22 protein-coding genes are annotated in these 23,953 nt (G+C 59.0%); 12 read left to right on the top strand and 10 right to left on the bottom strand.

Annotated elements, in window-relative coordinates; translation table 11 throughout:
• Positions 1-17 precede the first annotated feature (17 nt).
• Together G494_RS0110225 and G494_RS0110220 are read right to left on the bottom strand one after the other, a co-directional pair.
• Complete coding sequence (locus tag G494_RS0110225; RefSeq protein WP_028584468.1) at positions 18-2,303, bottom strand: nitric oxide reductase activation protein NorD; 2,286 nt, start codon at positions 2,301-2,303, stop codon at positions 18-20.
• 3 nt (positions 2,304-2,306) lie between these two features.
• Positions 2,307-3,119 carry a CbbQ/NirQ/NorQ/GpvN family protein gene (locus tag G494_RS0110220; protein WP_028584467.1) on the bottom strand — a complete coding sequence of 271 codons (813 nt, stop codon included), beginning with the start codon at positions 3,117-3,119 and terminating at the stop codon, positions 2,307-2,309.
• Between the two features lie 232 nt (positions 3,120-3,351).
• On the opposite strand from G494_RS0110220, the gene G494_RS0110215 reads away from it, so the two are divergent.
• The gene (locus tag G494_RS0110215; protein WP_028584466.1) at positions 3,352-4,203 is read left to right on the top strand and encodes a PHP domain-containing protein; all 852 of its coding nucleotides are present in this window, start codon (positions 3,352-3,354) and stop codon (positions 4,201-4,203) included.
• A gap of 38 nt (positions 4,204-4,241) precedes the next feature.
• A complete protein-coding gene (locus tag G494_RS0110210) occupies positions 4,242-5,630 on the top strand; it encodes a sigma-54-dependent transcriptional regulator (protein ID WP_028584465.1) in 1,389 nt (462 codons plus the stop codon).
• A gap of 268 nt (positions 5,631-5,898) precedes the next feature.
• Here G494_RS0110210 and G494_RS22815 read toward each other — a convergent pair whose 3' ends face one another.
• The 4 genes from G494_RS22815 to lpxK all read right to left on the bottom strand — a co-directional run bounded on the left by G494_RS22815 (position 5,899) and on the right by lpxK (position 10,034).
• A complete protein-coding gene (locus G494_RS22815) occupies positions 5,899-6,759 on the bottom strand; it encodes an NAD(+)/NADH kinase (RefSeq protein ID WP_035246142.1) in 861 nt (286 codons plus the stop codon).
• Positions 6,756-7,571, bottom strand: a complete 816-nt coding sequence (proC, locus tag G494_RS0110200) for a pyrroline-5-carboxylate reductase (RefSeq protein ID WP_028584464.1) — start codon at positions 7,569-7,571, stop codon at positions 6,756-6,758. The genes G494_RS22815 and proC overlap by 4 nt, the downstream gene beginning before the upstream one ends.
• A 147-nt stretch (positions 7,572-7,718) precedes the next feature.
• Entirely contained in the window at positions 7,719-8,717 is a 999-nt protein-coding gene (gene lpxC / locus G494_RS0110195) for a UDP-3-O-acyl-N-acetylglucosamine deacetylase (protein WP_028584463.1), read from the bottom strand.
• A 267-nt stretch (positions 8,718-8,984) separates the two neighbouring features.
• A complete protein-coding gene (gene lpxK / locus G494_RS0110190; RefSeq protein ID WP_028584462.1) occupies positions 8,985-10,034 on the bottom strand; it encodes a tetraacyldisaccharide 4'-kinase in 1,050 nt (349 codons plus the stop codon).
• A gap of 299 nt (positions 10,035-10,333) precedes the next feature.
• Between lpxK and G494_RS0110185 the strand changes: the two genes are divergently transcribed.
• The 8 genes from G494_RS0110185 to G494_RS0110145 all read left to right on the top strand — a co-directional run bounded on the left by G494_RS0110185 (position 10,334) and on the right by G494_RS0110145 (position 19,407).
• Positions 10,334-11,458, top strand: a complete 1,125-nt coding sequence (locus G494_RS0110185) for a branched-chain amino acid ABC transporter substrate-binding protein (protein ID WP_028584461.1) — start codon at positions 10,334-10,336, stop codon at positions 11,456-11,458.
• Positions 11,459-11,581: 123 nt separating this feature from the next.
• Positions 11,582-12,484 (top strand): branched-chain amino acid ABC transporter permease, encoded by a 903-nt coding sequence (locus tag G494_RS0110180; RefSeq protein WP_028584460.1) that lies wholly within the window; start codon positions 11,582-11,584, stop codon positions 12,482-12,484.
• 36 nt (positions 12,485-12,520) lie between these two features.
• Positions 12,521-13,735 carry an ABC transporter permease subunit gene (locus G494_RS0110175; RefSeq protein ID WP_028584459.1) on the top strand — a complete coding sequence of 405 codons (1,215 nt, stop codon included), beginning with the start codon at positions 12,521-12,523 and terminating at the stop codon, positions 13,733-13,735.
• A gap of 148 nt (positions 13,736-13,883) precedes the next feature.
• The gene (locus G494_RS0110170; protein ID WP_028584458.1) at positions 13,884-14,672 is read left to right on the top strand and encodes an ABC transporter ATP-binding protein; all 789 of its coding nucleotides are present in this window, start codon (positions 13,884-13,886) and stop codon (positions 14,670-14,672) included.
• Positions 14,665-15,372: an ABC transporter ATP-binding protein gene (locus tag G494_RS0110165; protein ID WP_028584457.1), complete on the top strand. Its 708-nt coding sequence runs from the start codon at positions 14,665-14,667 to the stop codon at positions 15,370-15,372. Before G494_RS0110170 ends, G494_RS0110165 begins: the two co-directional genes overlap by 8 nt.
• Before the next feature lie 125 nt (positions 15,373-15,497).
• The gene (locus G494_RS0110160) at positions 15,498-16,496 is read left to right on the top strand and encodes a Gfo/Idh/MocA family protein (protein ID WP_028584456.1); all 999 of its coding nucleotides are present in this window, start codon (positions 15,498-15,500) and stop codon (positions 16,494-16,496) included.
• Complete coding sequence (gene lpxB / locus G494_RS0110155) at positions 16,493-17,695, top strand: lipid-A-disaccharide synthase (protein WP_232362524.1); 1,203 nt, start codon at positions 16,493-16,495, stop codon at positions 17,693-17,695. Before G494_RS0110160 ends, lpxB begins: the two co-directional genes overlap by 4 nt.
• A 1,343-nt stretch (positions 17,696-19,038) precedes the next feature.
• Positions 19,039-19,407 (top strand): Smr/MutS family protein, encoded by a 369-nt coding sequence (locus tag G494_RS0110145; RefSeq protein WP_232362523.1) that lies wholly within the window; start codon positions 19,039-19,041, stop codon positions 19,405-19,407.
• On the opposite strand, the gene G494_RS22810 is transcribed toward G494_RS0110145, so the two are convergent.
• Positions 19,379-19,921 carry a hypothetical protein gene (locus G494_RS22810; RefSeq protein ID WP_051305583.1) on the bottom strand — a complete coding sequence of 181 codons (543 nt, stop codon included), beginning with the start codon at positions 19,919-19,921 and terminating at the stop codon, positions 19,379-19,381. The two genes, G494_RS0110145 and G494_RS22810, sit on opposite strands and share 29 nt — an antisense overlap.
• Positions 19,918-20,196, bottom strand: coding sequence for an HP0495 family protein (locus tag G494_RS0110135; protein ID WP_028584452.1), 279 nt, complete (start codon positions 20,194-20,196; stop codon positions 19,918-19,920). Before G494_RS0110135 ends, G494_RS22810 begins: the two co-directional genes overlap by 4 nt.
• A gap of 319 nt (positions 20,197-20,515) precedes the next feature.
• Between G494_RS0110135 and G494_RS0110130 the strand changes: the two genes are divergently transcribed.
• On the top strand, positions 20,516-21,412 hold the full coding sequence (locus G494_RS0110130; protein ID WP_028584451.1) for a GGDEF domain-containing protein: 897 nt from the start codon (positions 20,516-20,518) through the stop codon (positions 21,410-21,412).
• Between the two features lie 112 nt (positions 21,413-21,524).
• On the top strand, positions 21,525-22,295 hold the full coding sequence (gene yaaA / locus G494_RS0110125; RefSeq protein ID WP_028584450.1) for a peroxide stress protein YaaA: 771 nt from the start codon (positions 21,525-21,527) through the stop codon (positions 22,293-22,295).
• Positions 22,296-22,322: 27 nt separating this feature from the next.
• Here the strand turns inward: yaaA and G494_RS0110120 are convergent, their stop codons facing one another.
• Both G494_RS0110120 and G494_RS22805 read right to left on the bottom strand, forming a co-directional pair.
• Complete coding sequence (locus G494_RS0110120; RefSeq protein WP_028584449.1) at positions 22,323-22,757, bottom strand: NINE protein; 435 nt, start codon at positions 22,755-22,757, stop codon at positions 22,323-22,325.
• On the bottom strand, positions 22,727-23,779 hold the full coding sequence (locus G494_RS22805; RefSeq protein WP_051305582.1) for a glycoside hydrolase family 3 N-terminal domain-containing protein: 1,053 nt from the start codon (positions 23,777-23,779) through the stop codon (positions 22,727-22,729). Before G494_RS22805 ends, G494_RS0110120 begins: the two co-directional genes overlap by 31 nt.
• Between the last annotated feature and the right edge of the window lie 174 nt (positions 23,780-23,953).

The raw sequence follows: 23,953 nt of genomic DNA, 5'->3' as shown, positions 1-23,953 counted from the left end.
CCCGCTCTTCTATGGAGTCAGCTGGTCAGGGTGCGATAGATTTCAGGGACCAGGGCCGGCAGCCGATTTATGTCATCGACAAAGATGCAGTTGGCCGGCCCGTACATATGGCCCATGTAGGATTGGGCATGGCGATCGATGGTGATCCCAAAGGATTGAATGCCGGCAGCCTTGGCCTCAAACAGGGCATGCCTGGTATCCTCGATGGCATAGCTGCCCTTATAGTCATCATAGTCTTCTGGTTTACCATCGGAAAGGATGAGCAGCAAGCGTAACCTGGCCTCCACCGGTTTCAGCAGCGAGATCATATGACGGATGGCAGGAGCCATCCGGGTATACTCCCTGGGAGAGATGGAGCCAATCCGTTTTCGCACCGTGGAGGAGTAGGCTTCATCCAGGGTCTTGAGGGGATAGACCTCACAACGGAGCCTCCGCATCCCTGAAAAACCGTAGATGGCGTAGCGATCGTTGAGCATCTCCATGGCCTCACTGAGCAGCACCAGGGCCTCCTTGATGGATTTCCCCACCCAGCCCTGGGTGGAGTTGGACATATCCACCAGCAGGATCACGGCGATCTCACGCTGGTCACGCTGCAGACGGATAAAGAGGCGATCCGACGGCGGGTAGCCGGCCGCGCTGTCAGCCAGGGTCTCTACCAGGGCGTCAAAATCGATCTCATCACCGTCGCGCTGGCGGCGGACAAAACGTTCCCTGGTCTGCATCAGTTCGAACTGGCGGCGGAGTTGGAGTATCTGGCCGCGATATTTTGTCAGGGTTTCTGCCATGAACGAGGAGGTGACCGCAGGAATCTCCTTTTCCCTGAGCAGACACCAGTTCTTACGATACCCCTGGCGCCGGTAATCCCACTCATCATAGACCAGCGGGGCCTTGATCTCCGGCCCCTCTTCATCGGGGTGGAGATCGGGGGCCCCACGGCTCCTGCCGGCCTTGCCCACGGCACTGCTGATATAGGTTTTAGGCAGCTCGCCGAGATCCTCGCTGATTGCTCCGGCCAGTTCACTCAGTTCGGCGTTGAGCTCCACCTCCTGGTTATCGATGGTGATGGAGAGGAGGCGCTGGCCAGGGTGCTCCCCTGTGGAGCGCTGTTCAAAGATCATGGCCTGATCACTCTGGCCTGGGGCCGGGCTCCGCTGTTCCTGCTCCTGCTCCTCCTCGCCGGAGGTGTCGGCATCATCGGCTGCCCTTGGGGGCAGCTGGAGCAGGTGGCTGGAGAGAGAGGCAACAAAGAGCTCATGCCGCTCCTGGCGCTGCTTTAAGGCAGCCCTGCAGACCGCCTCCAGTTGGATGGCCCCTTGGAAGAGCAGGGGTTCCCAGACCAGGGGCAGCCGGCCGCACTGTTCAAGCCCTCCATAGACCTCAACGGCCGCGGTCATGCTGAGGCTGCGATTGGCCTGGGGCTCCTGACAGCGAAGGCACCACCCTTTAACCAGGCTCAGCAGGGAGGCGTGATCCGGCCCAGCCAACTGGCTACGGCCCTGCCAACAGCGTTCAAACAAGAGCTCTGGCGGTGAGAACGCTCCTGCCGGCTCACGGCCAAAGAGCTGCCGGCTCAGGGGGCTGATCTGGCGGATCAGGCCAGGCAGTTCCTGTTGCAGATAGCTCAGAACCCTGACGGTCTCAAAAAAATAGTAGAGCCCTCTGCCAGTCTCGGATTCGGGAAAATCGGCAAAGAATCGTTTAAGGGGGTGGCTCTGGGCTGCACCCTGCTCATGACCCTTGATGGCCAGGGTACCCAGGGCGATGATACCCCACTGAAAGCTGACCATAAACTTGTAGATCAGGAAGCCCTCTTCGCTGCTGCCCCGGATACGCAGGGCTCTGGGCAGAAAGATCGAACAGGTATCGGTGAAGAGCTGCTCCCCAGGCAGGAGGGGGACCTCTCTCCCGGCCAGGCCGTTGACATAGGGCTGTAACCTGCCCTGTGCCTCTTCCAGCAGCAGACCCCTCCGCCCCTGCACACAGGCCATGAAGTTGGGGACATCATCGATAAATTGCTGGGCTCCCCGCAGCCCGTGGCGCTCATAGTTATCCAGTACCCCCTTGAACCAGGGGCTGATCATCTCCGGCTTGAGATGGGCACCGATCTTTTCACCCTGGGAGATACAGAGGAAGCAGAGCGAATGGGACACCGGCCAGATCATCGGCACCTGTTCCAGAAAGGCGGTAACGAGCTGCTCATCGGCGCCGCTCAAACCCTCCAGGGCCTCTTCCACGTCCCACTCGTTGGGCAGCGAGGGGGCAACCAGGCGATAGAAGAGCTGTTTCAGGCTTGCGTCGTTCATGGCTTAGAACAGGGAACGGACCATCTCGTCCAGAGCAGCCAACAGTTCCGGATCGTCGCTTAGGGGCTGGGTGATGGCAACCCTGCAGGCCGAATGGATCGGGATGCCCTGAACCACCAGCTTACCTGCCTGAATCAAGAGGCGGGTGCTGGCCCCTTCCACCAGACCGGAATCCTTGAGGCCCCGGGTCATCCGGGCCAGTTTGACCAGGGAACGGGCCAGAGAGGACTCGACCCCGGCTTCACTGGCGACAATCTCCGCCTCTCTCTCCAGGCTCGGATAGTCAAAGTCCAGGGCAAGAAAACGCTGCCTGGTCGAAGGCTTGAGGTCCTTGAGCACACTCTGGTAGCCTGGGTTATAGGAGACCGCCAGCATGAATTCGGGAGGGGCAACCAGGAGTTCCCCCTTTTTCTCCACCGGCAGCTCCCGGCGATCGTCCGCCAGGGGATGGATCACCACGGTGGTGTCCTTGCGGGCCTCGACGATCTCATCCAGGTAACAGATAGCCCCCCTGCGCACGGCCATGGTCAAGGGGCCGTCATGCCAGACCGCCTCCCCTGCCTGGATCAGGTAGCGTCCGACCAGGTCGCCGGTGGAGAGGTCGTCATGGCAGGAAACCGTGATCAGGGGCCGCTTAAGCTTCCAGGCCAGGTACTGCATGAATCTGGTCTTGCCGCAGCCGGTAGGCCCTTTCAGGAGGATCGGGGTGCCGGTGGCATAGGCGGCCAGGGAGACGGCAAGCTCGTTGGCCGTGGGCAGGTAGTAGGGTTCCTCTCTGATATGATGCTCTTCAATTTTTTGCTCGATATCCTGCATGCTCGCTCCTTGACTGGGCTTTTTATACAAAAAATAAGAAATGAACAGCGAAAGACAACCATGAGTTTTTTGTACTCTTATTTGACTCTTGCAGAAAAGAGGACTCCTGGGTACTCTGGAGTTCTCTGCCTGGAGCTGGTTCCGGCCAGGGATGGAGCAAAGGCTCATTCTCTGCAGAACCGGAACCAGGCTGTCCCCCAGGCCTCCCGCTGACCTCTATTGGCCCTACCCTATGTGCGTTGATCTGCATACCCACTCCATCTACTCCGATGGGACTGCCAGCCCTGCCGAGCTGGTCGATCTGGCCCTGGCCCGGGGCATCACCGCTCTGGCCCTGACCGATCACGACACCATGGCAGGGATCGCCGAGATCTGCAGCTACGGCAGCGACCAGGGGCTGACCATCCTCAGCGGGGTGGAAATCAGTGCCCGCCATGGGGCCCAGTCCATGCATATCCTGGGCTACGGCATAGACCCGGCGGATTCGCTTTTTCACGACTGGCTCCAGCAGCTCCAGGCCGGAAGAGAAGAGCGAAACCTGAAAATTATCCAGACGCTGCAGGCCGGAGGTATTGAAATCAGCCTGGAGGAAGTTGCCGCAGAGGCAGGGATCGGCCTGACCGGCAGACCCCATATCGCCAACCTCCTCATTCAGAAGGGCGTGGTCCGCTCCTTTAACGAGGCCTTCAAACAGTATCTGGGCAGGGGCCGGGCCGCCTGGCACAGCCGTTTCTGCTATTCGGTCATCGACACCATCGCTGCCATTCACCGGGCCGGCGGTGCCGCCATCCTTGCCCACCCCGGCCAGCTCGATCCCACCATGCGACTGCACCACGGACTGTTGCGTGAGTTGGCCTCCCATGGTCTCGACGGTATTGAGATCCACTATCCCTCCCACACCAGGAAGATGAAGAAAAAATTAACTGCCCTGGCCGAAACCTTCCAACTCCTCTCCACCGGTGGCAGCGACTATCACGGCGCCACCCGGCCGGCCAACGTGATGGCCGGCGGCACAGGGAGCCTCCGGCCGCCTGCAGCGCTGCTGGCTCCGCTGCAGGCACGGATAGCACACTATCAGAACTGAGGCCGCTTCAACCAGCCAACATCCTCCAAAAGAACACTATGTATACCATCCTTGTTGTAGACGACGAACCCAACTATCAGATCGTACTCTCCGAGTTGCTCCGCGATGAGGGCTACGAGGTCTTCACCGCGGACAGCGGTACCTCGGGGCTTCCCTTTGTCCATGATTCAGACCTGGATCTGGTAATCTCGGACATGAAGATGCCGGGCATGGACGGCATTGAATTCCTGGCCCGGATCAAGGAGTACAACCGCAAGCTGCCGGTCATTCTGATCACCGCCTTTGCCGAGGTGGAAAAGGCGGTGGAGGCCATGCGTCTGGGGGCCTTTACCTACCTGGCCAAGCCCTTTTCCAACGAGCAGCTCCTGGCCGGTGTGCGCAAGGCCATTGAACACTACAATCTGATCAGAGAGATCCGCAGGCTCCGCGACGAGGCCACGCCCCGTTCCGGTTTTGGGGGGATGATTGGCAAGAACCCTGCCATGCGGGCGGTCTATCAACTGATCGAAAAGGTCGCCCCAACCCCCTCTTCGGTGCTGGTAACCGGGGAATCCGGTACCGGCAAGGAACTGGTGGCCAGGGCCATCCATAACCTCAGCCCCCGCAAAGAGGCGCCCTTTATCACCATCAACTGCGCCGCCCTCTCGGAACACCTCCTGGAGAGCGAACTCTTTGGCCACGAGAAGGGTGCCTTCACCGATGCCGTGGCCATGCGTAAGGGCCGTTTCGAACTTGCCGATACCGGCACCCTCTTTCTCGATGAAATCGGGGAGATGCCTGCCCAACTCCAGGCCAAGCTGCTGCGGGTGCTCCAGGAGAAGGCCTTTGAACGGGTGGGAGGCAGCATTACCCAGCAGGTCAATGTCCGGATCCTGGCCGCCACCAACAAGGATCTCAAGGATGAGGTGGAAAAGGGCAACTTCCGGGAAGACCTCTACTACCGCTTAAACGTGATCCATATTCACCTGGTTCCCCTAAGGGAACGGGTGGATGACATCCCCGCACTGGTGGCTCACTTCATTGAAAAAAATGGGAAAAATTTGGATAGGGAGCTGGACATCTCCTCCGAGGCCCTGCGCCTGCTGGTCACCCTGCCCTGGGAGGGAAATGTACGGGAGTTGGAAAATACCATCGAGCGCGCCGCCATCCTCTGCAGCGGCAATCGGATCGAGCCCGAGGATGTCCAGCCTGATTCCAGCGAATTCCAGGCGCCCCAGGAGTGGAGCAGCGGCCTGGATCTGACCCAGTTTATCCCCGAGGACCTCAGCCTGGCAGAGATCCTCAACGGGATCGAGGAAAAGCTGGTTCGGCAGGCCCTGGAACAGGCAGGCAATGTCCAGGCCCGGGCAGCGGAGCAGCTGGGCATCACCAAGAGTCTGCTCCAGTATAAGATGAAGAAGTATAAGATCCAGCGCAAGAAAAAGTAGGGACCGCCCGGACCTGCGGGCGTTGGTCCAGGCGCAGCCCTTGATCAAAATCTGAGGCTGCAGAGAAGAAAAGTTCCCCCAATGGATCTGAAGGAGGCCTTACCCTAAAGAGCTGGATGCCCGCCTTAGCGGGCATGACGGTAAGGGTGCGGGCATGACGGAAAAAAAATGAATGAATACATTCCCAATGCATTCAGCCACAGGGGTCGCTTCAAAGCTAGCCACCGGGAAGAGCCATGCCTGCTCGCCTGCCGGGAGAGGGCTCCCCTCAGCAGTGGCGGCAGACCAGCTCAGGCAGGGGCAGGTCAACCCTGGAGCCGCCCCAGTTGAGTTTATTGCGGAGGATGGTGAAGTAACTCTTCAAGGGTGAGCTGATCAGGAGCAGCGGCTTGCTCGCCTTCTGGACCAGCAGGTAGTCGTCTTCGCTGATCTTCCACTGGAGATTACCGTCCACGATCACCTTGACCTCACCGGCCGGGGCCATCAGTTGGGTGGTTATCCTGGTCTGCGGAGCCAGCAGCACCGGCCTGGACTCCAGCATAAAGGGGCAGATCGGCGTGACGACCATGGTGTCCAACTCTGCATGGACAATGGGGCCGCCGGCCGAAAGGTTGTAGGCTGTTGAACCGGTTGGCGTGGCCAGGATCAGGCCATCGGCACGGTAGGTGGTGATATACTCCTTATCTGCCCAGCAGCGCAGTCTGACCATGTGCTCGGTGCTGTCCTTGACAATGACCACCTCGTTGAGGGCGTATACCGGGGCACTTTTGGCGCCATCTGTGCCGTGGACCACACAGGCCGCGAGCATGATCCTCTCCTCCAGGCGATAGTCGCCGGCTAAGACCGTTTCCAGGGAATAGTAGAGTTCGTCGGCTGCCACCTCGGTCAAGAAACCCAGGTCCCCCAGGTTCACCCCCAGGATCGGAATATCAGAGGTGGAGGCCTCCTTGGCCACATGGAGGAGGGTTCCGTCGCCGCCGAGGACCACCAGCATATCCATCTCCGGCTGGACCTGGTTGAGCTGCGCCTCAACCTCCCGCTCGCTGAACCAGGCCAGCAGACTGTGGCCGATCTTCTCGACTTCAGGGCTGTCATGGCGGGTAATGACGCCCGCACGCTTGATAATCATCCACCCAACTCCCTGGAACGAGCTGCTGCTGCCTCCACGGCATCCATCAGGGCAGCACGGATTTGGTTCTGTTCCAGGACCTGGATACCGCGAATGGTCGTGCCTCCCGGTGAGGTCACCTGGGCCTTGAGCTGGGCTGCATTTTGCCCGCTTTCCCTGGCCAGCCTGGCCGCGCCATAGATCGTCTGGATGGCCAGCTGTTCAGCCGTAGGCCTGGGTAAGCCGGCCAGGACTCCGCCGTCGATCAACCCCTCCAGGATGGTATAGACGTATCCGGGACCGCTGCCGCTTAAGCCGGTGACCGCGTCCAGCTGCGATTCCGGGACCTCAACACAGAGCCCTACTGCCGAGAAGATAGCTCGACAGATCTCTTGATCGGCTGCGCTGGTCTTATCGTTACAGCTCAGGGCAGAGGCGCCCTCAAGTACCAGGGCCGGGGTGTTGGGCATGACCCGGACGACTCTGCTCACCCCTGGAAAGCTCTCTGCCAGGGTCTGGATCGGGACCCCAGCCATTATGGAGATCAGCAGCTGGGCTTCAGTGAAGAGCGGACCATAGTTTTGGGCCACCATCGACAGCATCTGCGGTTTCACGGCCAGGATAACCACCGTGCAGCTGCCGGCAAACTCGGCCGGATCATCGGTGGAGGTCACTCCGTACTCTGCTTCGAGATAGGCTCTTCTCGCCGGTTCCGGGTCAATGACCACAAGCTGCTCAGCGGCCACGACCCGGGCTGCCAGCAGGCCGCGGATCAAGGCCTCTGCCATCTGGCCTCCGCCAAGGAGGCCAATGGTCTGATCTGGTATCTGCATATCCACCTGATTCCTCTCCTAAAATGAAAAAACCGCCGGATATCCCGGCGGTTTACGTTACTAACGTTCCTCTCACTTTTCCCAGTTTACTCGACACCCTCCATAACAGCAACAAGACAAACTCGATCCTGCAAGCAAGCGCCTCGCCTATGCGGCACAGGCCGGCTGTTGATTGACATTCTCGGTACCCGGCACAAAGAAGGGGGTCAGGCAGTCGCCGGCGTTCCTGGTGTGTTCCACGACCTGCCGCAGCAGGCAGTCACCACGTTTCTGAAACTTGACATACTCCCAGCAGTCCGGATTGTCAGCAATGGTTTTCATCAGGCCCAGGTGGAGACCGTGGCCGGAACGATCGGCAAAGACATGTCCCAAGACCGGGCTCCCCAACAGGGCCAGATCACCGATCAGGTCCAGGACCTTGTGGCGAATAAACTCATCATCAAAACGGAGGCCATCCTCATTGAGAATCGAGCGACGATCCCAATGGATGGCAATGGTATTATCCAGGGTCCCGCCCAGGGCCAAGCCCTTTTGCCAGAGATATTCGACCTGCTCGACAAAGCCGAAGGTTCGGGCAGAGGCAATCTCTTTACAGAAACGCTCCTGATCCACGTCAAGGCTGTAGACCTGTTCGTTGATCAGTTCGTTGTCAAAGTGGATTCGACCGGTAACCTTGAAACCGTCATAGGGTTCGATCCGGATAGATTTCCCCTCTGCAGTGAAACTCAGGGGCTTGGTGATCCGCAGGATCTTCCGCAGGGCCTGTTGCTTGCTCCGTCCGCCCCGCTTGAGCAGGTGAATGAAGGGCTTGGCGCTGCCGTCCATGATCGGAACCTCATGGGAGTCCAGGTCAACCTCGGCGTTATCGATCCCGGAACCGCGCAGGGCGGCCATCAGATGTTCGGTGGTGGAAATCCGGTTCCGTCCATGGCCGATGGTCGTGGCCAGGGTGGTGTCGACCACGTTCTCAGCCCGGGCAGGAATCTCGGGTTTACCGAGCAGGTCGGAGCGGAGAAAGCGGATTCCGCTGTTGGCTGGTGCCGGTTTAATGGTCAGGTTGACGGTTCGGCCGGTGTGCAGGCCAACTCCGCAACAACTGACGGTTCGTTTCAAGGTATATTGGTGAGGCTCAATGTAAGATGCCATGTGCTGTCCTGTTGCTAGTATGATCCGTTTTTGGAGGGTGTGAACTCTCTTATGCAATTAGCAATCCAGTTGCAACGAGAGAAGGTAACCTGGCAACACATCCCCGAACAAGACTGTCAACTCAGACAGATAGGCCGCCACTGCGGCTTCGCCACATGGTGACATCCCAGGGAGACAGCTGTGTCAAAAAGCCCACAATCCATTGTTTATGCAGAGGATGTTGAAATTTCGACACAGGCAGGAAAAGGAGGGCTTGGCCAGTGCTCCTCAGGAGACGGCATCAAGAATCAGCTCATCAAAACCAGGATCAAAACAGACCTCCATCCTGAGAGCATAAACCGGCAGGGGCAGGGAGACAGCGCCGAGTTTGACCAGATCCTTTTCCGTGGTAATCAGCTGCTCGGCCCCGCTGTCAACCACCTGTCCGGCCATCCTGGCCAATCGTTTGTCACTGTAGCCCACATGATCGGCAAAGGCTGAAAAACCCGCCAGGTCAAAGTTTTGCCGCTGGAGGGTCGCATGAAAGGACTCTGGATGGGCAATCCCGCAGAAGGCGAACCATTTCCTCTCCAGGGCCTGGCCAGGATCCACCTCCTCCAAAACACCGGAGTCAGCCAGGCGGGAAAATCCGGCTGGCTGATAGGCGGCATACCCGGCTGCCTTACCGGGAAATCGAGCGGCCAGAAGCTCCTGAAAGCGTTCGGCCCGTTGCCGATTGTCGGCGCGCACCCCGGTCATGACAAAGGCGCCGGCCCGCCTGAGGGCCTTTACCGGTTCCCGAAGATCTCCACCAGGGAAAACCCGGGAGTTGCCGGCCAGGGTATCGCTATTAAAGAGCACCAGGTTGAGATCCCGCTTCAACTGCATGTGCTGAAAACCGTCGTCAAGGATCAGGACCTCGGCGCCCATGGCGATGGCCTCCCTGGCAGGCAGATGACGGACTATTCCGGTGAGCACAGGCACTCCGGGCAGGGTCTCAGCCAAAAAACGCGACTCGTCGCCGGCAAATTCGGCGCTGAGCAGCAGAGAATCTCCGTCGGATACCAGGTTGACCGGCTCCTTGGCACAGCCGCCATAGCCGCGGCTGATGATTGCAGGTCTATAGCCGTTTTTCTGTAAGAGCCGGGCAATATACTGGACCACAGGGGTCTTGCCCGTACCTCCCATGGTCAAGTTACCGACACTGAGCACAGGCACTGCCAGGCGATGGCTCTTAAACCAGCCGCGTTGGTAGCAGCGCTCCCTGATGGTCATGGCCAGGCTGTAGAGCGGGGCCAGAGGGCGGCCGAAGATAAAGTAGTTAAAGGATCTTTGCATCTTGGGTACTCCGAAGTCCGTTGACGGCTGAGAGGATGATGGGGCGTCAGAGAACGCTCAAGACCAGGAAGCTGCCGTGAAGCGACTCTGAACACCTGGCTCTTACTTGCTGACCGGGTATGAACCAGGCTGCTGCCAGGTGCTACCCTGTGTGTCTTTCCGAACACTCCTGCCCTGGGCTCATAATTACATTTTTGAGACTAATTTTAGTGCAATTTTTTTTAGGGATAGGTTAAGAAGGGAAATTGATTACAGCCAGTCCTTTCATCTCATTATCTCAACCCCAGGAGGAACGTCCCGTGATTTTCCCAAGAAAAACGCTCTCGATTCTTGCAGCACTCACCATCGGTGCCGCCTTGGCAGCTCCAGCCTTTGCCTCAGACACCATCAAGATAGGTGTTGCCGGCGCCCACAGCGGCGACCTGGCATCCTACGGGATTCCTACGATGAAAGCAACTGAACTTGTTGTCAAAGATGTCAATGCCAAGGGCGGTATCAACGGCAAGATGCTCGAAGTCCTGGCCGAAGATGATGTCTGCAAGCCCGAGGTCGCCACCAACACCGCGACCAAGCTGGTTTCTGAGAATGTCAACGTGGTCATCGGTCATATCTGTTCAGGTGCCACCAAGGCGGCATTGCCGATCTATCGTGACGCCAATATCCTGGTGATGTCCCCCTCAGCCACCACTCCGGACCTCACCCAGAGCGGCGATTACCCCAACTTTTATCGCACCATCGCAGCCGATGATGCCCAGGCCCGCACCCTGGTGGATTTCACCACCGGCGTCCTCAAGATGACCAAGATCGCGGTCATTCACGATAAGGGCGACTATGGCAAGGGCTTGGCCGAATACGTCCGGACCTTTATCGAGCAGGGCGGCAAGGCCAAGGCCGTCCTCTTTGAAGGGGTAACCCCCGGTGCCGTGGACTACTCAGCCGTGGTTCAGAAGATCAAGCGCAGCGGTGCAGAGGCCGTCATCTACGGCGGCTACCATCCTGAGGCCTCCAAGATCGTGGGCCAGATGCGGAAGAAGCGGATGAAGACCGCCTTTCTTGGCCCGGACGGGGTGAAGGACGATACCTTCATCAAGGTTGCCGGCGACAAGGCTGAAGGCGTCTATGCCACCGGTCCTGCCGATGTCTCCAAGAACCCCATCACCCAGAAGTTTCACAAGGCCTTCATCGAGGCCGAAGGTACTGAGCCGGGCGCCTTCTTTGATAACGCCCTCTCTGCAGCCATTGCCATGACCAACGCCATTGCCAAGGCCGAGTCCACCGACTCTGCAGCCATTGCCAAGGTGCTCCACACCGAAACCGCTGACACCCCCTTTGGCGCGATCAAGTTCGCAGACAATGGGGAGCCCATTGGCATCGGTTTTGTAATCTACCAGGTCAAAGACGGCGTATACCAGCAAGTCCAGTAATCACCGTCTCGGTCCGTCCCGCGGCTGGGGCTGCTTCGGCAGCTCCAGCCGCGTTCAGCCATCATCCTTCACACCACCTAACCTGCACCCCAGCCTGATCCTGCACCCTTAGCGGTTCTTCCTATGGAATACTTTATTGAACTCCTCTTCAGCGGCCTGACACGCGGTTCCATCTACGCCCTCATCGCCCTGGGCTACACCATGGTCTACGGCATCATCGGCCTGATCAACTTTGCCCATGGCGAAATCTATATGATCGGGGCCTTTACCGCGCTGGTGGTCTCCACCGCCCTGACCATCTACGGTTTTCCCCTGCTGGCAGTGGTTGTGCTCACCGCCCTGGCAGCGGCAGTCTGGGCAGCCTCCTACGGGTATACCATCGAACGGCTGGCCTACCGCCCCCTGCGCAGTGCGCCTCGGCTGTCCCCGTTGATTTCCGCCATCGGGATGTCCATCTTTCTCCAGAACTATGTCCTCCTGGCTCAGACCTCGGATTTTGTGCCCTTCCCTGCCCTGGTCCCTGAGTTTGCCTTCATGGAGCCCTATGCCCATATCGTCGGCTCCTCGGACATGGCAATCCTGGTGGTCTCGGCCCTGGCCATGATCATTCTGACCTGCATGATCAAGTACACCCGCACCGGCAAGGCCATGCGGGCCACGGCCCAGGACCAGAAGATGGCCCTGCTGGTTGGAATCAATGTGGACAACGTGATCTCCATCACCTTTATCACCGGTTCCGCCCTGGCTGCCATCGGCGGCCTGCTGATTGCCTCGCACATCGGCCAGATCAACTTCTACATCGGCTTTATCGCCGGGATCAAGGCCTTTACCGCCGCAGTACTCGGCGGCATCGGTTCCATTCCTGGAGCCGTGCTGGGCAGCTTTATCCTTGGGCTCACCGAGGCCTTTGCCACCGGCTATGTCTCCAGTGACTATGAGGACGTCTTTGCCTTCAGCCTGCTGGTCCTGATCCTGATCTTTAAACCGGCTGGACTGCTGGGCAAGGCCACCATAGAAAAAGTTTAGCCTTTTATAAACGCACCTCCACCTCTCTTGTGACTCATGCTCTCTTTTAAAGATATCCGCCAAGGATTACTGGTTGCGCTCTGGTTCATCTTTCTCACCTTTCCCCTGCTGGTGATCAAGATCAACCCCATTGAAAACAGCGTCAACTGGCGTTGGCTCAACATGGTCTATGTGGGCAGTTTCAGTTTTCTGATCTACCTGATCACCCGGATGGTCATGGCCAGAAAACTGGAAAGGCAGAAAAAGATCAAGCTCGGCCTGGTCAAGGAAAAGGTCGCCTGGTCGATCAAACTCTTTTCCCAACCCAGGCTCTACCTCCCCCTGCTGGCCGCGGTGGCCGTCTTCTTTCTGCTCTTCCCGGGTCTCTTTTCCACCTACCAGGTCAACATCATGATCACCGCCCTGATGTATGTGGTCCTGGGCTTGGGTCTGAATATCGTGGTGGGGGTCGCCGGCCTGCTGGACCTGGGTTATGTGGCCTTTTATGCCGTTGGCGCCTATACCTACGCCCTGTTGAACATGCACTTTGGTCTGGGCTTCTGGACCGTGCTGCCCATCGGCGGGGTGCTGGGTGCGATCTTCGGGATCCTTTTAGGTATTCCGGTGCTGCGCCTGCGCGGTGATTACCTGGCCATCGTCACCCTGGGATTCGGTGAGATCATCCGCCTTATCCTCGAGAACTGGAGTAGTTTTTCCCACGGTCCCAGCGGCATCTCCAACATCTCCAGACCCGGCTTCTTCGGGATCGAGCTTTCCCTGGAGATGTCCATCGTCTATATGTACTACCTGACCGTGCTGATGGTGCTCTTCACCATCTTTGTGGTCAATCGCCTCCAGGACTCACGGATCGGCAGGGCCTGGTTCGCCCTCAAGGAAGACGAGATCGCCTGTCAGGCCATGGGCATCGACAAGATGAAGACCAAGCTGACCGCCTTCTCCCTGGGCGCCACCTGGGCGGGCATGGCGGGGGTGATGTTTGCGGCCAAGACCACCTTTATCAACCCTGCCAGTTTCACCTTTCTCGAATCGGCGATCATTCTCTGCATCGTGGTTCTCGGCGGCATGGGCTCCATTGTCGGGGTGATCGTCGGCGCCCTGGTCCTGATCCTGATGCCCGAGTACCTGCGGGCCTTTTCCGACTATCGAATGCTTGCCTTTGGTGCCATTCTGGTCGTGATGATGATCTTCCGTCCCCAGGGGATCATTGCCACGCTGCGTCGAACCTATACGGTTAAAGGAGATCTCGAATAGGCAGTCGATCCCGTCGTGATCAGGCAGGGGCAGATGATCGGTCCGGGCGAGCCAGCCTACGCCGGACCTCCCCTCCTGCAGAGACCGGCACGACGCCCCTGCAGTCCTTCGGATCCTCCCCAAGATGAACCCTTGCCTTCAGTCACGTATGCAACCAATTCTTAACGTACAGAACCTCACCATGGATTTTGGCGGGATCAGGGCCCTGGACCACCTGAGTCTGCAGGTTCACTCCGGCGAAATCGTCGCCCTTATCGGCCCCAACGGCGCCGGAAAGACCACCTTCTTCAACTGTATCACCGGGATCTACAAGCCCACCAAGGGGGATCTGCTGCTCACCCCGCCGGGAAAGAAGACCAAGAAGCTCAACGGCCTCAAGCCCAACAAGGTGACCGAGCAGGGGCTGGCCAGGACCTTCCAGAACATCCGCCTCTTTCCCAACATGACGGTCCTGGAAAATGTGATGATCGGCCGCCACTGCCGGACCAGGTCCAAGATCTTCGGAGCCATCTTCCGGCCCCCCGGAACCCGGCGGGAAGAGGAGGAGATCATCCAGGACAGCCTGGATATACTGAAAAAGATCGGGCTGGCCCAGCTTGCCAACGAGTACGCCAAGAACCTCCCCTACGGCGCCCAGCGCCGTCTAGAGATCGCCAGGGCGCTGGCCACCAACCCCTTCATGCTGCTCCTGGATGAACCTGCGGCCGGAATGAACCCCCAGGAGACCCTGGAACTGGATGAACTGATCACCACCATCCGCGATGACGGCCTGGCCATCCTCCTGATCGAACACGACATGAAACTGGTCATGAACATCTCTGACTCGATCTTTGTGGTGGATTACGGCAAGAAGATCGCCGAGGGAAGCCCTGAAGAGATCGCCAAGAATCCTGCCGTCATCAAGGCCTACCTGGGCGAGGAGATTGAACATGCTTGAGCTCCGCAACATAGATACCTATTACGGCAACATCCAGGCCCTCCACCAGATCGATCTTACGGTTGAAGCAGGTGAGATCATCACCCTGATCGGAGCCAACGGTGCCGGCAAGTCCACCACCCTGATGTCCATCAGCGGCATCAGCCCGCCCAGGAGCGGGGAGATTATCTTCAAGGGAAAACCCATCCACGAGTTGCCGGCCAACAAGATCGTCACCCTGGGAATATCCCAGGTACCAGAGGGCCGCCACATCTTCCCGGAACTCACCGTGGCCGAGAACCTGGACATGGGCGCCTTTCTCCGCAATGACAAGCGAGGCATTGCCGATGACCTGGAGTATCTCTACGACCTCTTTCCCATCCTCCGAAAACGGCGTAACCAGCCCGGCGGCAACCTCTCGGGTGGCGAGCAGCAGATGCTGGCCATCTCCCGGGCCCTGATGGCGCATCCCCAGCTGCTGCTCCTGGATGAGCCCTCCATGGGGCTGGCCCCGCTGGTCACCAAACAGATCTTTGAGATCATCGAAAAGATCAACCGGGAGCAGAATACCACCATCTTCCTGGTCGAGCAGAACGCCAACCTGGCCCTGCAGATCGCCCACCGCGGCTATGTCCTGGAAAACGGCAGGATCACCATGCACGATCAGGCCGACAAGCTCCTTGCCAACAAGGATGTCCAGAAGGCCTACCTGGGTATTTGAGTTCCGCCAAGCCAGATTTTCCTTTCCACCCACCAACACAGCATGGTAGCCTTCCTGCTCAGAGAGGAGGAAGAACGCCTCTGTGTTGGTTCGCCTATTAACAACCTCAGCAATATCGGTTCACCGTGAAAACAATTAAAGTCGGAGTCATCGGGGTAGGTTACCTCGGTCGCTTCCATGCGCAGAAGTATGCGGCCATGGCCCATGTCGACCTGGTCGGGGTTGCAGATACCGATCCCGAACAGGCCAAACGAGTTGCCCAGGAGTGCGACACCCAGGCCTTTGGCGACTATCGTCAGCTGCTTACCAAGGTGGACGCGGTCTCCATCGTGGTGCCCACCAGCCTCCATCATCAAGTCACCAGGGCCTGCCTGGAGCAGCCTGTGGATGTGATGGTGGAGAAGCCCTTTACCACCACCCTGGCTGAGGCCGATGAACTGATCGCCCTGGCCGAGGAGCGGCAGCGGATCCTCCAGGTCGGCCACCTGGAGCGGTTCAATCCGGCGGTCATCGCCATGCAGCCCCTGCTCAACCACCCCCTTTTTATAGAGGCGCACCGGATCTCGGTGTTCAAGGACCGGGGCACCGATGTGGACGTGGTCCTGGACCTGATGATCCATGACATCGACATCATCCTCTCCATGGTCAACGCCCCAATCAAGACCATCCATACCGTCGGCGCCCCGGTGATCACCCCGCTCACCGACATCGCCAACGCCAGGCTTATCTTTGAAAACGGCTGCACCGCCAATGTCACGGTCAGCCGGATCTCCATGGACAACATGCGGAGGATGCGGATCTTCCAGCCCGGCAAGTATCTTTCCGTGGATTTCGGCAAGAAGGAGGTCATGTCCATCGAGCTGGAGAAGGAGTCCAACAGCCCCATTCCCCAGCCCAATATCAAGAAGCACGGCTTCAGCAACCAGGACAGCCTGGAGCTGGAGCTGACCGATTTTATCGCCAACGTAACCACCCGCAGCCGGCCGCAGGTCTCTGGGGTGGAGGGCCGCCGAGCCCTGGATGTGGCCCTGCAGGTGGTTGAACAGATCTCGAGCAACAAGGCCCGTGTCCAGGAGCTCCTGGCTGCAGAGGGTAGTCCCTGGCCGGTGGGCACAGGCCTGTGAGGGGCGGCTCCAAGAGTAGCCTGCCGCCCTCTGAGCAGGCAGGTCCCCGGGTGATGATCGTCGCCGGGGAGGCCTCGGGTGATCTCCATGGAGCCAACCTGGCCCGGGCCATCCAGAGGGAACGCCCGGAGATCCGCCTCAGCGGCATGGGCGGCGATGAGCTGCGCGCTGCCGGGGTCGAGGTCCTCTTTGATGCGGCCCGGATTGCGGTGGTGGGCGTGGTCGAGGTCCTCCATCACCTGGGGGACGTCCTCAGGGCCAGGAAGATCCTGATCACGGAGATGAAGGAGAGGCGTCCGGCCCTGCTGATCCTGATCGACTTCCCGGACTTCAACCTGCTCTTGGCTGCCCAGGCCCGGAAGCTGGGCATCCCTGTGCTCTACTACATCAGCCCCCAGGTCTGGGCCTGGCGCTCCGGCCGGGTAAAGAAGATTGGCCGGTTGGCAGACCGGGTGGCCACCATCCTGCCCTTTGAGCAGGCCTTTTACCGCCGCCATGGCTACCGGGTCGACTACGTGGGCCATCCCCTGCTGGACACGGTGACCACCACCATGTCCAGGGATGGATTCCTGGAAAAGTACGATCTGCCCGGGGACCATCCCCTGATCGGGATCATTCCCGGCAGCCGGCGCAAGGAGATCTCCACCCTGCTGCCCATCTTTCTTTCGGCTGCAGAACGGTACCAGGCCGAGAGCAGCCACCCCTGCACCTTTCTCCTCCCCAGGGCCTCCACCGTGGACCAGGAGTTGCTGCTGGAGCACGGAGCCGCCCAGGCGAAGAACAGCCTGGACCTGCGGATCATCGATAGCGACCGCTACGACCTGATGGCGGCCTGTGACGGGGCCATCGCCGCCTCCGGCACCGTTACCCTGGAACTGGCCATCCTGGAGACGCCCACCGTGGTTGCCTACCGGCTGGCGCCCCTGACCTATCGCCTGGGACGCCTGCTCATCCGCCACCTCCGCTTCTTCTCCCTGGTCAACCTGATCGCAGAACAGGAGATCATCCCGGAACTGCTCCAGGACGAGGTCACTCCGGGGCGACTCTGCCGGGAACTGCAGGCTGTGGTGGATTCGGAGCAACGCCGTAAGAGCATGATCGCAGACTTTCAGAGGCTCAAAGAACTGCTGGGAAGTTCAGGGGCCTCGAGCAAGACGGCTGCCCTGGTCTTCGAGATGCTGGACGCTGCCGGGCGCTAAGCCACCCGGCTACCACCCATCCTCAACACCTCGATTCTTAAAATATCGGCTGGATTATCGGCTGGATTATCGACGGGAATATCTATTGGGATATCACCTGCCAGTAGGAAGGCCGCCCCTTTCAGGAGTCGTCATTCCCGCGCAGGCGGGAATCCACTCCAGCCAGAACCATCATCCCCCTTGCCGCTACATCAGCCGCGGCCAGCAGACAGAGCGAAGATGCCAGCCAGGCAGGCAGGACAGGAGGCATACGCCAATGACCTGGATGCCCGCCTCCGCGGGCATGACGTCAGAAGCATGTGTGATATTCAGAGGAAATAAAGTTGAACGCTAGGCCGGGATTGGCAGGAAAGACCGTTTTTAAAGGAAACCTTGTAATATCGATTGAGATTTCGATTCGGATATCGCCAGGTAGTAGGAAGGCCGAGCTGTTTCAGCAGTCGTCATTCCCGCGCAGGCGGGAATCCACTCTTGCCAGAACCATCATGATGCCCAACCTCCAAGTCACTCGGGCCGAAGGAATAAAACGGCCGGCGCAGCACTTGGAAGTGCCCCCCAGGCTGGAGATGAATCCTGTGAAACCCGGTGAAAGACAGTGGAAGGCAGGATATATACCATTAATAACATTAATGGCATAAGGGGACCGGCCTGGATGCCCGCCTCCGCGGGCATGACGGGAGAGGCGTGGCCAAAGGATCCCCCGATTTATCTCCTATTTCGATCTCCTGTCAGGATCTCCTGTTAAGACCAGGGAGGGGCTTTTTTGGGAGTCGTCATTCCCGCGCAGGCGGGAATCCACTCTTGACAGAACCATCATGATGCCCAGCCTCCAGCTCAGCTCGACGCGAAGGAATAAAACGGCCGGCGCAGCACTTGGAAGTGCCCCCCAGGCTGGAGATGAATCCTGTGAAACCCAGTGAAAGACAGTGGAAGGCAGGATATATACCATTAATAACATTAATGGCATAAGGGGACCGGCCTGGATGCCCGCCTCCGCGGGCATGACGGGAGAGGCGTGGCCAAAGGATCCCCCGATTTATCTCCTGTTAAGATCTCCTGTTAAGATCTCCTGTTAAGATCTCCTGTTAAGATCTCCTGTTTGGATCTCCTGTTAGGATCTCCTGTTAAGACCAGGGAGGAGCTTTTTGGGGAGTCGTCATTCCCGCGCAGGCGGGAATCCACTCTTGACAGAACCGTGAAAAGATTAGAGGAGACAGGCCAAAAAACAGACACAGAGGGTGGAATATACCGATTTCCAAAAAAAAAATCACCAGCTGGCATAAGGCCTAAACCCGAGATTGGAAAAAAAGCAGATATTCAGGGAACCCCAGGCAGGAGTAACGATGATGCACCCAGACGCGAACCCAGATGACAGGCAGATTCCGGCGGAAGAGAGTCCCCTGGAGGAGGATCGGCAAGAGGAATGGGCGCAGGATGAACCGGTGGAGCTGCCCATAGACGGCACCCTGGACCTCCACACCTTTCGACCGGCAGAGATCAAGACCCTGATCCCGGATTACCTGGAGCAGTGCCTGGAGAGGAAGATCACCCAGGTCCGGATCATCCACGGCAAGGGCAGCGGCAGCCTGCGCCGCTCGGTCCACGCCATTCTCCAGCGCCAGGCCACTGTCCGCAGCTTCAGGCTGGCCGACGAATCTGCCGGTTCCTGGGGGGCGACCCTGGTTACTCTTCAGGAGGTGGAGCGGCCTTAAACTGCTTGACCAGGCCGCTCTCCGCAGCCAGGCTGCGCACAGAGAGCATGAAGGTGGAGGGCATGGGCAGGGCCCTGTCCTGATGGAGAATCCCCAGGGCCTGGGCCATCAACAGGGAGGGGATGGAGTGGAACCCCTCCTGATTATCACAGATGGTCTTCATCCGCAGGGCATCGGTGAGGTAGGGACAGAGGCTCTCCAGACGGACGGCCAGGCCGCGGAGTTCCTCTTCCACCAGTTGCCGGTGTTCACGCCCAAAGAGGGTGACCTCCGGATCCGTGGGTTCGCTGCCAAAGAGGTTGTTGACCACGGCCCCGGCCAGGGTACGCTGCCGCTCTGGCGACCACTCGGGATAACGACCGGCTATGTCAGCCTGGAGGCGTTGAAAGAGCACCATCTGAACCATGATAATGGCCTCCCGCATGACCGGCAGGATCTTGCTGCTGATCTCGGGGGTATCTGTGTTCTTGGGGACATCCTGGCTATCAGGGGACTGCTGGGAAGGATCACTCATAAAACTATCTTTATCGCCTTATGTTCAACCAGTTGCTGGTAGAGGGCAAGCCGCTCTTCCTCACTCTGGACCACAAGTTCCAAATTCAGGCTGCAGTAACGACCGCCTGAGCTGGTGTTGGAGTCGGTGAGCAGGTGGGATGCATCCCGGACCACGGCGGCCACGGCCTCACGGATGTGCTCCGGCTGGCTGCCGATGATTTTATACTGCCACAGACAGGGATATTCGATCTCTGGTTTGCAGCCTTCAGTCTGCTGGAAAGGGTTCTTTTTCATGGCAGGGAATATACTGCAGCTCCCTGGTCAAGACAAGCTCTAAAGAATCGTTTGAAAAATTAGAGGTTTTGATCAGGATCAAGACATGGGGGACGACATCAAGCAACTATCTCCCTGATATTTCGGGAATAAAACTCTCAACAGAGGGTGATGTTTGCGTAGAGACCGGAAGGGAAAACAAGTTTTCGAAACCGGCTAAGGATAGCCTAGGACCGCCTAAGGGAGCTTTGCGGTTCTCATTCTCCCGGCGCAGTGCTATATTCAAGGCAGCATCAGTCGGTCCAGGCGCTCTTTTATCCCCCTCTCAGGAGACATTGGCATGCGGCCCCAGATTCTGATTATTCCACCCAACTTTCTGCTCGACCGGTTCGCTCAGCAGCTAAGCGATCGCTTTGAACTGCTCTGCCCGGATGATATCAGCCAGGCCCGCGCCATCCTGGAACAGGACGAGACCGTGCCGATGGCGGCGCTCTACAACCCCCTGCTCCTCTCCGACCAAGAGACCGCGACCCTGGCCCGGCTCTGCAAACGCCACGGCATCGTGCCCCTGCTCTTCAGCCCGGACGCACAACTCAGCCAGGCCGTGGAACTGGCCAACCAGGGCTCGTTTTTTCGCGTCATCGGCGAACACGCCACACTCTCGGCGCTCACCACCGCACTGGACGACGCGGTTACCCATTACCGGCTGTTACTGCCCGGCGGCAACACGCCTGATCTGGATCCCCTCACCAGGTGCAGCTCCCGACTCCATGGGCTGGAACGGTTGCGGCAAAACCTGGTCCGGGCCCACCGCTATGGCCAACACCTCTCCATCATCGTCTTTGACCTGGATGGGCTCGGCCGGATAAACGATGGCCATGGGTTTGAGTGCGGAGACCTGGTGCTCAGCCGCCTTGCCCGAGCGATGGAGGAGCAGATCCGTACCGATATCGATCTGCTCTGTCGCTGGGGGGAGGATGACTTTCTCCTGATCCTGCCCGAGACCGCGGTCCGGGGCGCCGCCCGGCTGGCACAACGGCTCCACAAGAGCCTGGAAGGACTGGACATTGGCTTTGACAGGGAAAAGATCCGGATCAGCGCCAGTTTCGGAGTCACCGGCTATGCCCCCGAATACCCGGATCACAACCAGGACCACGAGACCATGCTCCTCTTGGCCAACCGCTGCCTGCTCCAGGCCAAGGCCGCCGGAGGCGACCAGGTCCTCTGTTGTCCCTGAACCGCGCTGCCCATGGCAGCAGCCGGATCCACAGTTCCCCCTTCAGCCCAACCATAACAACACTAATTAACGTTAAGTAACGCTAATTTAACGGTAACCAACGCTCACGCTCATGCTGATACTCTCACCTTCCAAGGGACAGGATTTTGACCACCCTGCCCCCACTGATCGCTATTCCACCCCTGATTTTCTGGAGCACTCCCTGGAACTGATCAAACTGCTCCGCGACTACTCCTGCGCAGAACTCCGCGAACTGATGCAGATCAGTGAAAAGATCGCCCTCCTCAACCAGCAGCGTTATGCCGACTTCAGCCTGCCCTTTAGCCCGGGCAACGCCAAGCAGGCCCTCTACGCCTTTAGCGGTGATGTCTACCGTCCCCTGGAGAGGGCAGACTACAGCGTGGCTGATCTGGATTTTGCCCAGACGCAGCTGCGGATCCTTTCCGGGCTCTATGGCTGCCTGCGGCCCCTGGATCTGATTCAACCCTATCGCCTGGAGATGAAGACCAGGCTGGCCAACGGCCGGGGCAGGAACCTCTACGCCTTCTGGGGCAGGCGGGTGGCCGAGGCCATCAACCAGGCCGGCAGGGCCACGGATGCCCGGGTGCTCTTTAACCTGGCCTCCAACGAATACTCCAGGGTCATACCCAAGAAGGAGCTGGAGCTGCCCATGGTCGATATCCTGTTCCAGGAACAGCAGGGCGACCAGCTCAAGACCATCTCCGTCTATGCCAAGCGGGCCAGGGGGCTGATGGCGGACTACATCATCAGGAACCGCATCACCACCCTCAAAGGGGTTGAGGGCTTCAGCGCCGAGGGCTACTCTTTTGCCCCCACCCTGTCCAGCCCTGCTCGCTACCTCTTTACCCGGCCCAAACCCTGATCAGGCCCATGCCGATTGGCCTGCTCCTCACTGCTGCCGCAGGGCGAATCCGCCTCCGGAGTTACCCTGGCGGCCATTGATCAGGGTGATCTGATCGTTGATGGTCCACATGTCGTAGATATAACCCAGGCCGAACAGGCCGCAGGTGCAGAGGTAGATGATGCCGCTGATCCACTTACCCATGTACATCCGGTGGATGCCGAACAGCCCCAGAAAGACCAGGAGCAGCCAGGCCACGGTATAGTCGACAGGACCGGCCTGGAAGCGGATATCCGCCTCGCGATCCATGGCCGGAATCAGGAAGAGGTCCACCAGCCAGCCCACAAAGAAGAGCCCCAGGGTAAAGAAGTAGATGGTGCCTGAAATGGGCTTGCCGTAATAGAAACGGTGGGCCCCGATGAAGCCGAAGATCCAGATGATATAGCCGATGATCAGGCTGTGGCTTGACGGACGCTCTTCCATGGACGTTCTCCTTTGATTTTTTCTTTCAAGATCCTGATCCGCTCCAGGGAGCGCTCCAGTTGTTGCTCCTCTATCCGGCCGGAATCCAGGAGCTCGGTGATGGCCCGGATCCCCTGGCGGACGCAGTCGGGCCGATACTCCAGGTTATTGCCCACCACCAAGATATCCACTCCGGCCAGGACCGCCAGTTGCACGGCCTCTTTGTAGCTCCAGCCGCGGGTTATGGCCCCCATCTGGAGGTCATCGCTGAAGACCACCCCTGAAAAACCCAACTGCCCGCGGAGCATCCCGGCCACCATCTCCCGGGAGAGGGTGGCAGGCAGCCCCTTGGGATCCAGGCCCCTATGGACCAGGTGGGCGCTCATCACCCCGTCGGCATAGCCCTGGCCAAGCAGGGCTGCATAGGGGGCCAGCTCTTTCTCCTCCCAGCAGTCGCTGATATCGACAAAGCCCGCATGGGAGTCTCCTCCGGCGCTGCCGTGACCGGGAAAATGCTTGAGGCAGCAGGCGATCCCCTGGAGGTGGTGCTCCCGGATAAAGGTCTCGGCCAGGCGGACAACGGTGGCTGGATCTGCACCGAAACTGCGCTGATAGCGGGCGATGATGGGGTTATCCGGATTCAGCTCCAGATCCACCACCGGGGCAAAGTTGAGGTTGACCCCATGCTCGCGGAGCATGGCGGCCAGGCGTGCTGCCTGCGTTCCGGCGTAGGCAGCCCCGCCTGCGGCCATGGCAGCGGCGCTGACCGTGGCCGGGAAACCGTCCCGCTCCTTGAGTCGACAGACCCTCCCCCCCTCCTGATCCACCCCGATCAGGAGGGGGGAAGAACCATAGCCCCTGAGTTGCTCCACCAGCCGCCCCAGGGAATGCGGGCTGTCAAAATTCTGGACTCTGCCGCTGATGTTGCGGTCAAAGAGGATCACCCCGCCAAGATCATGCTCACAGATATCCTCGACCAGCCAGGAGTCCTCCTCCAGCCGATCCTCCTGAAAGCCGACCAGAAACATCTGTCCGATATTCAAACGCTTTCTCCTTTCTCTCTGCCCAGAGACAGATCACTGACATGATCTTGAAACAGGCTGTCAGATTTATGACAAGCCGGCTCTTTCCCCGGATGAAATACCATGAAATCCGGCTCTTTGAACCGGGAATGCCCCTGAAAAGGGAAGAAAAACCGGCATGCTATTCGCATAAGC

It is taken from the genome of Desulfogranum mediterraneum DSM 13871 (genome assembly GCF_000429965.1).
Lineage (GTDB): Bacteria > Desulfobacterota > Desulfobulbia > Desulfobulbales > Desulfobulbaceae > Desulfogranum > Desulfogranum mediterraneum.
This window is presented reverse-complemented; position numbering and strand designations above follow the sequence as displayed.

What these genes read in the sequence shown, in the direction of transcription:
- G494_RS0110225 (WP_028584468.1), bottom strand. Translation starts at nt 2,303, where the DNA reads ATGAACGACGCAAGCCTGAAACAGCTCTTCTATCGCCTGGTTGCCCCC.
- G494_RS0110220 (WP_028584467.1), bottom strand. Translation starts at nt 3,119, where the DNA reads ATGCAGGATATCGAGCAAAAAATTGAAGAGCATCATATCAGAGAGGAA.
- G494_RS0110215 (WP_028584466.1), top strand. Translation starts at nt 3,352, where the DNA reads ATGTGCGTTGATCTGCATACCCACTCCATCTACTCCGATGGGACTGCC.
- G494_RS0110210 (WP_028584465.1), top strand. Translation starts at nt 4,242, where the DNA reads ATGTATACCATCCTTGTTGTAGACGACGAACCCAACTATCAGATCGTA.
- G494_RS22815 (WP_035246142.1), bottom strand. Translation starts at nt 6,759, where the DNA reads ATGATTATCAAGCGTGCGGGCGTCATTACCCGCCATGACAGCCCTGAA.
- proC (WP_028584464.1), bottom strand. Translation starts at nt 7,571, where the DNA reads ATGCAGATACCAGATCAGACCATTGGCCTCCTTGGCGGAGGCCAGATG.
- lpxC (WP_028584463.1), bottom strand. Translation starts at nt 8,717, where the DNA reads ATGGCATCTTACATTGAGCCTCACCAATATACCTTGAAACGAACCGTC.
- lpxK (WP_028584462.1), bottom strand. Translation starts at nt 10,034, where the DNA reads ATGCAAAGATCCTTTAACTACTTTATCTTCGGCCGCCCTCTGGCCCCG.
- G494_RS0110180 (WP_028584460.1), top strand. Translation starts at nt 11,582, where the DNA reads ATGGAATACTTTATTGAACTCCTCTTCAGCGGCCTGACACGCGGTTCC.
- G494_RS0110175 (WP_028584459.1), top strand. Translation starts at nt 12,521, where the DNA reads ATGCTCTCTTTTAAAGATATCCGCCAAGGATTACTGGTTGCGCTCTGG.
- G494_RS0110170 (WP_028584458.1), top strand. Translation starts at nt 13,884, where the DNA reads ATGCAACCAATTCTTAACGTACAGAACCTCACCATGGATTTTGGCGGG.
- G494_RS0110165 (WP_028584457.1), top strand. Translation starts at nt 14,665, where the DNA reads ATGCTTGAGCTCCGCAACATAGATACCTATTACGGCAACATCCAGGCC.
- G494_RS0110145 (WP_232362523.1), top strand. Translation starts at nt 19,039, where the DNA reads ATGATGCACCCAGACGCGAACCCAGATGACAGGCAGATTCCGGCGGAA.
- G494_RS22810 (WP_051305583.1), bottom strand. Translation starts at nt 19,921, where the DNA reads ATGAGTGATCCTTCCCAGCAGTCCCCTGATAGCCAGGATGTCCCCAAG.
- G494_RS0110135 (WP_028584452.1), bottom strand. Translation starts at nt 20,196, where the DNA reads ATGAAAAAGAACCCTTTCCAGCAGACTGAAGGCTGCAAACCAGAGATC.
- G494_RS0110130 (WP_028584451.1), top strand. Translation starts at nt 20,516, where the DNA reads ATGCGGCCCCAGATTCTGATTATTCCACCCAACTTTCTGCTCGACCGG.
- yaaA (WP_028584450.1), top strand. Translation starts at nt 21,525, where the DNA reads ATGCTGATACTCTCACCTTCCAAGGGACAGGATTTTGACCACCCTGCC.
- G494_RS0110120 (WP_028584449.1), bottom strand. Translation starts at nt 22,757, where the DNA reads ATGGAAGAGCGTCCGTCAAGCCACAGCCTGATCATCGGCTATATCATC.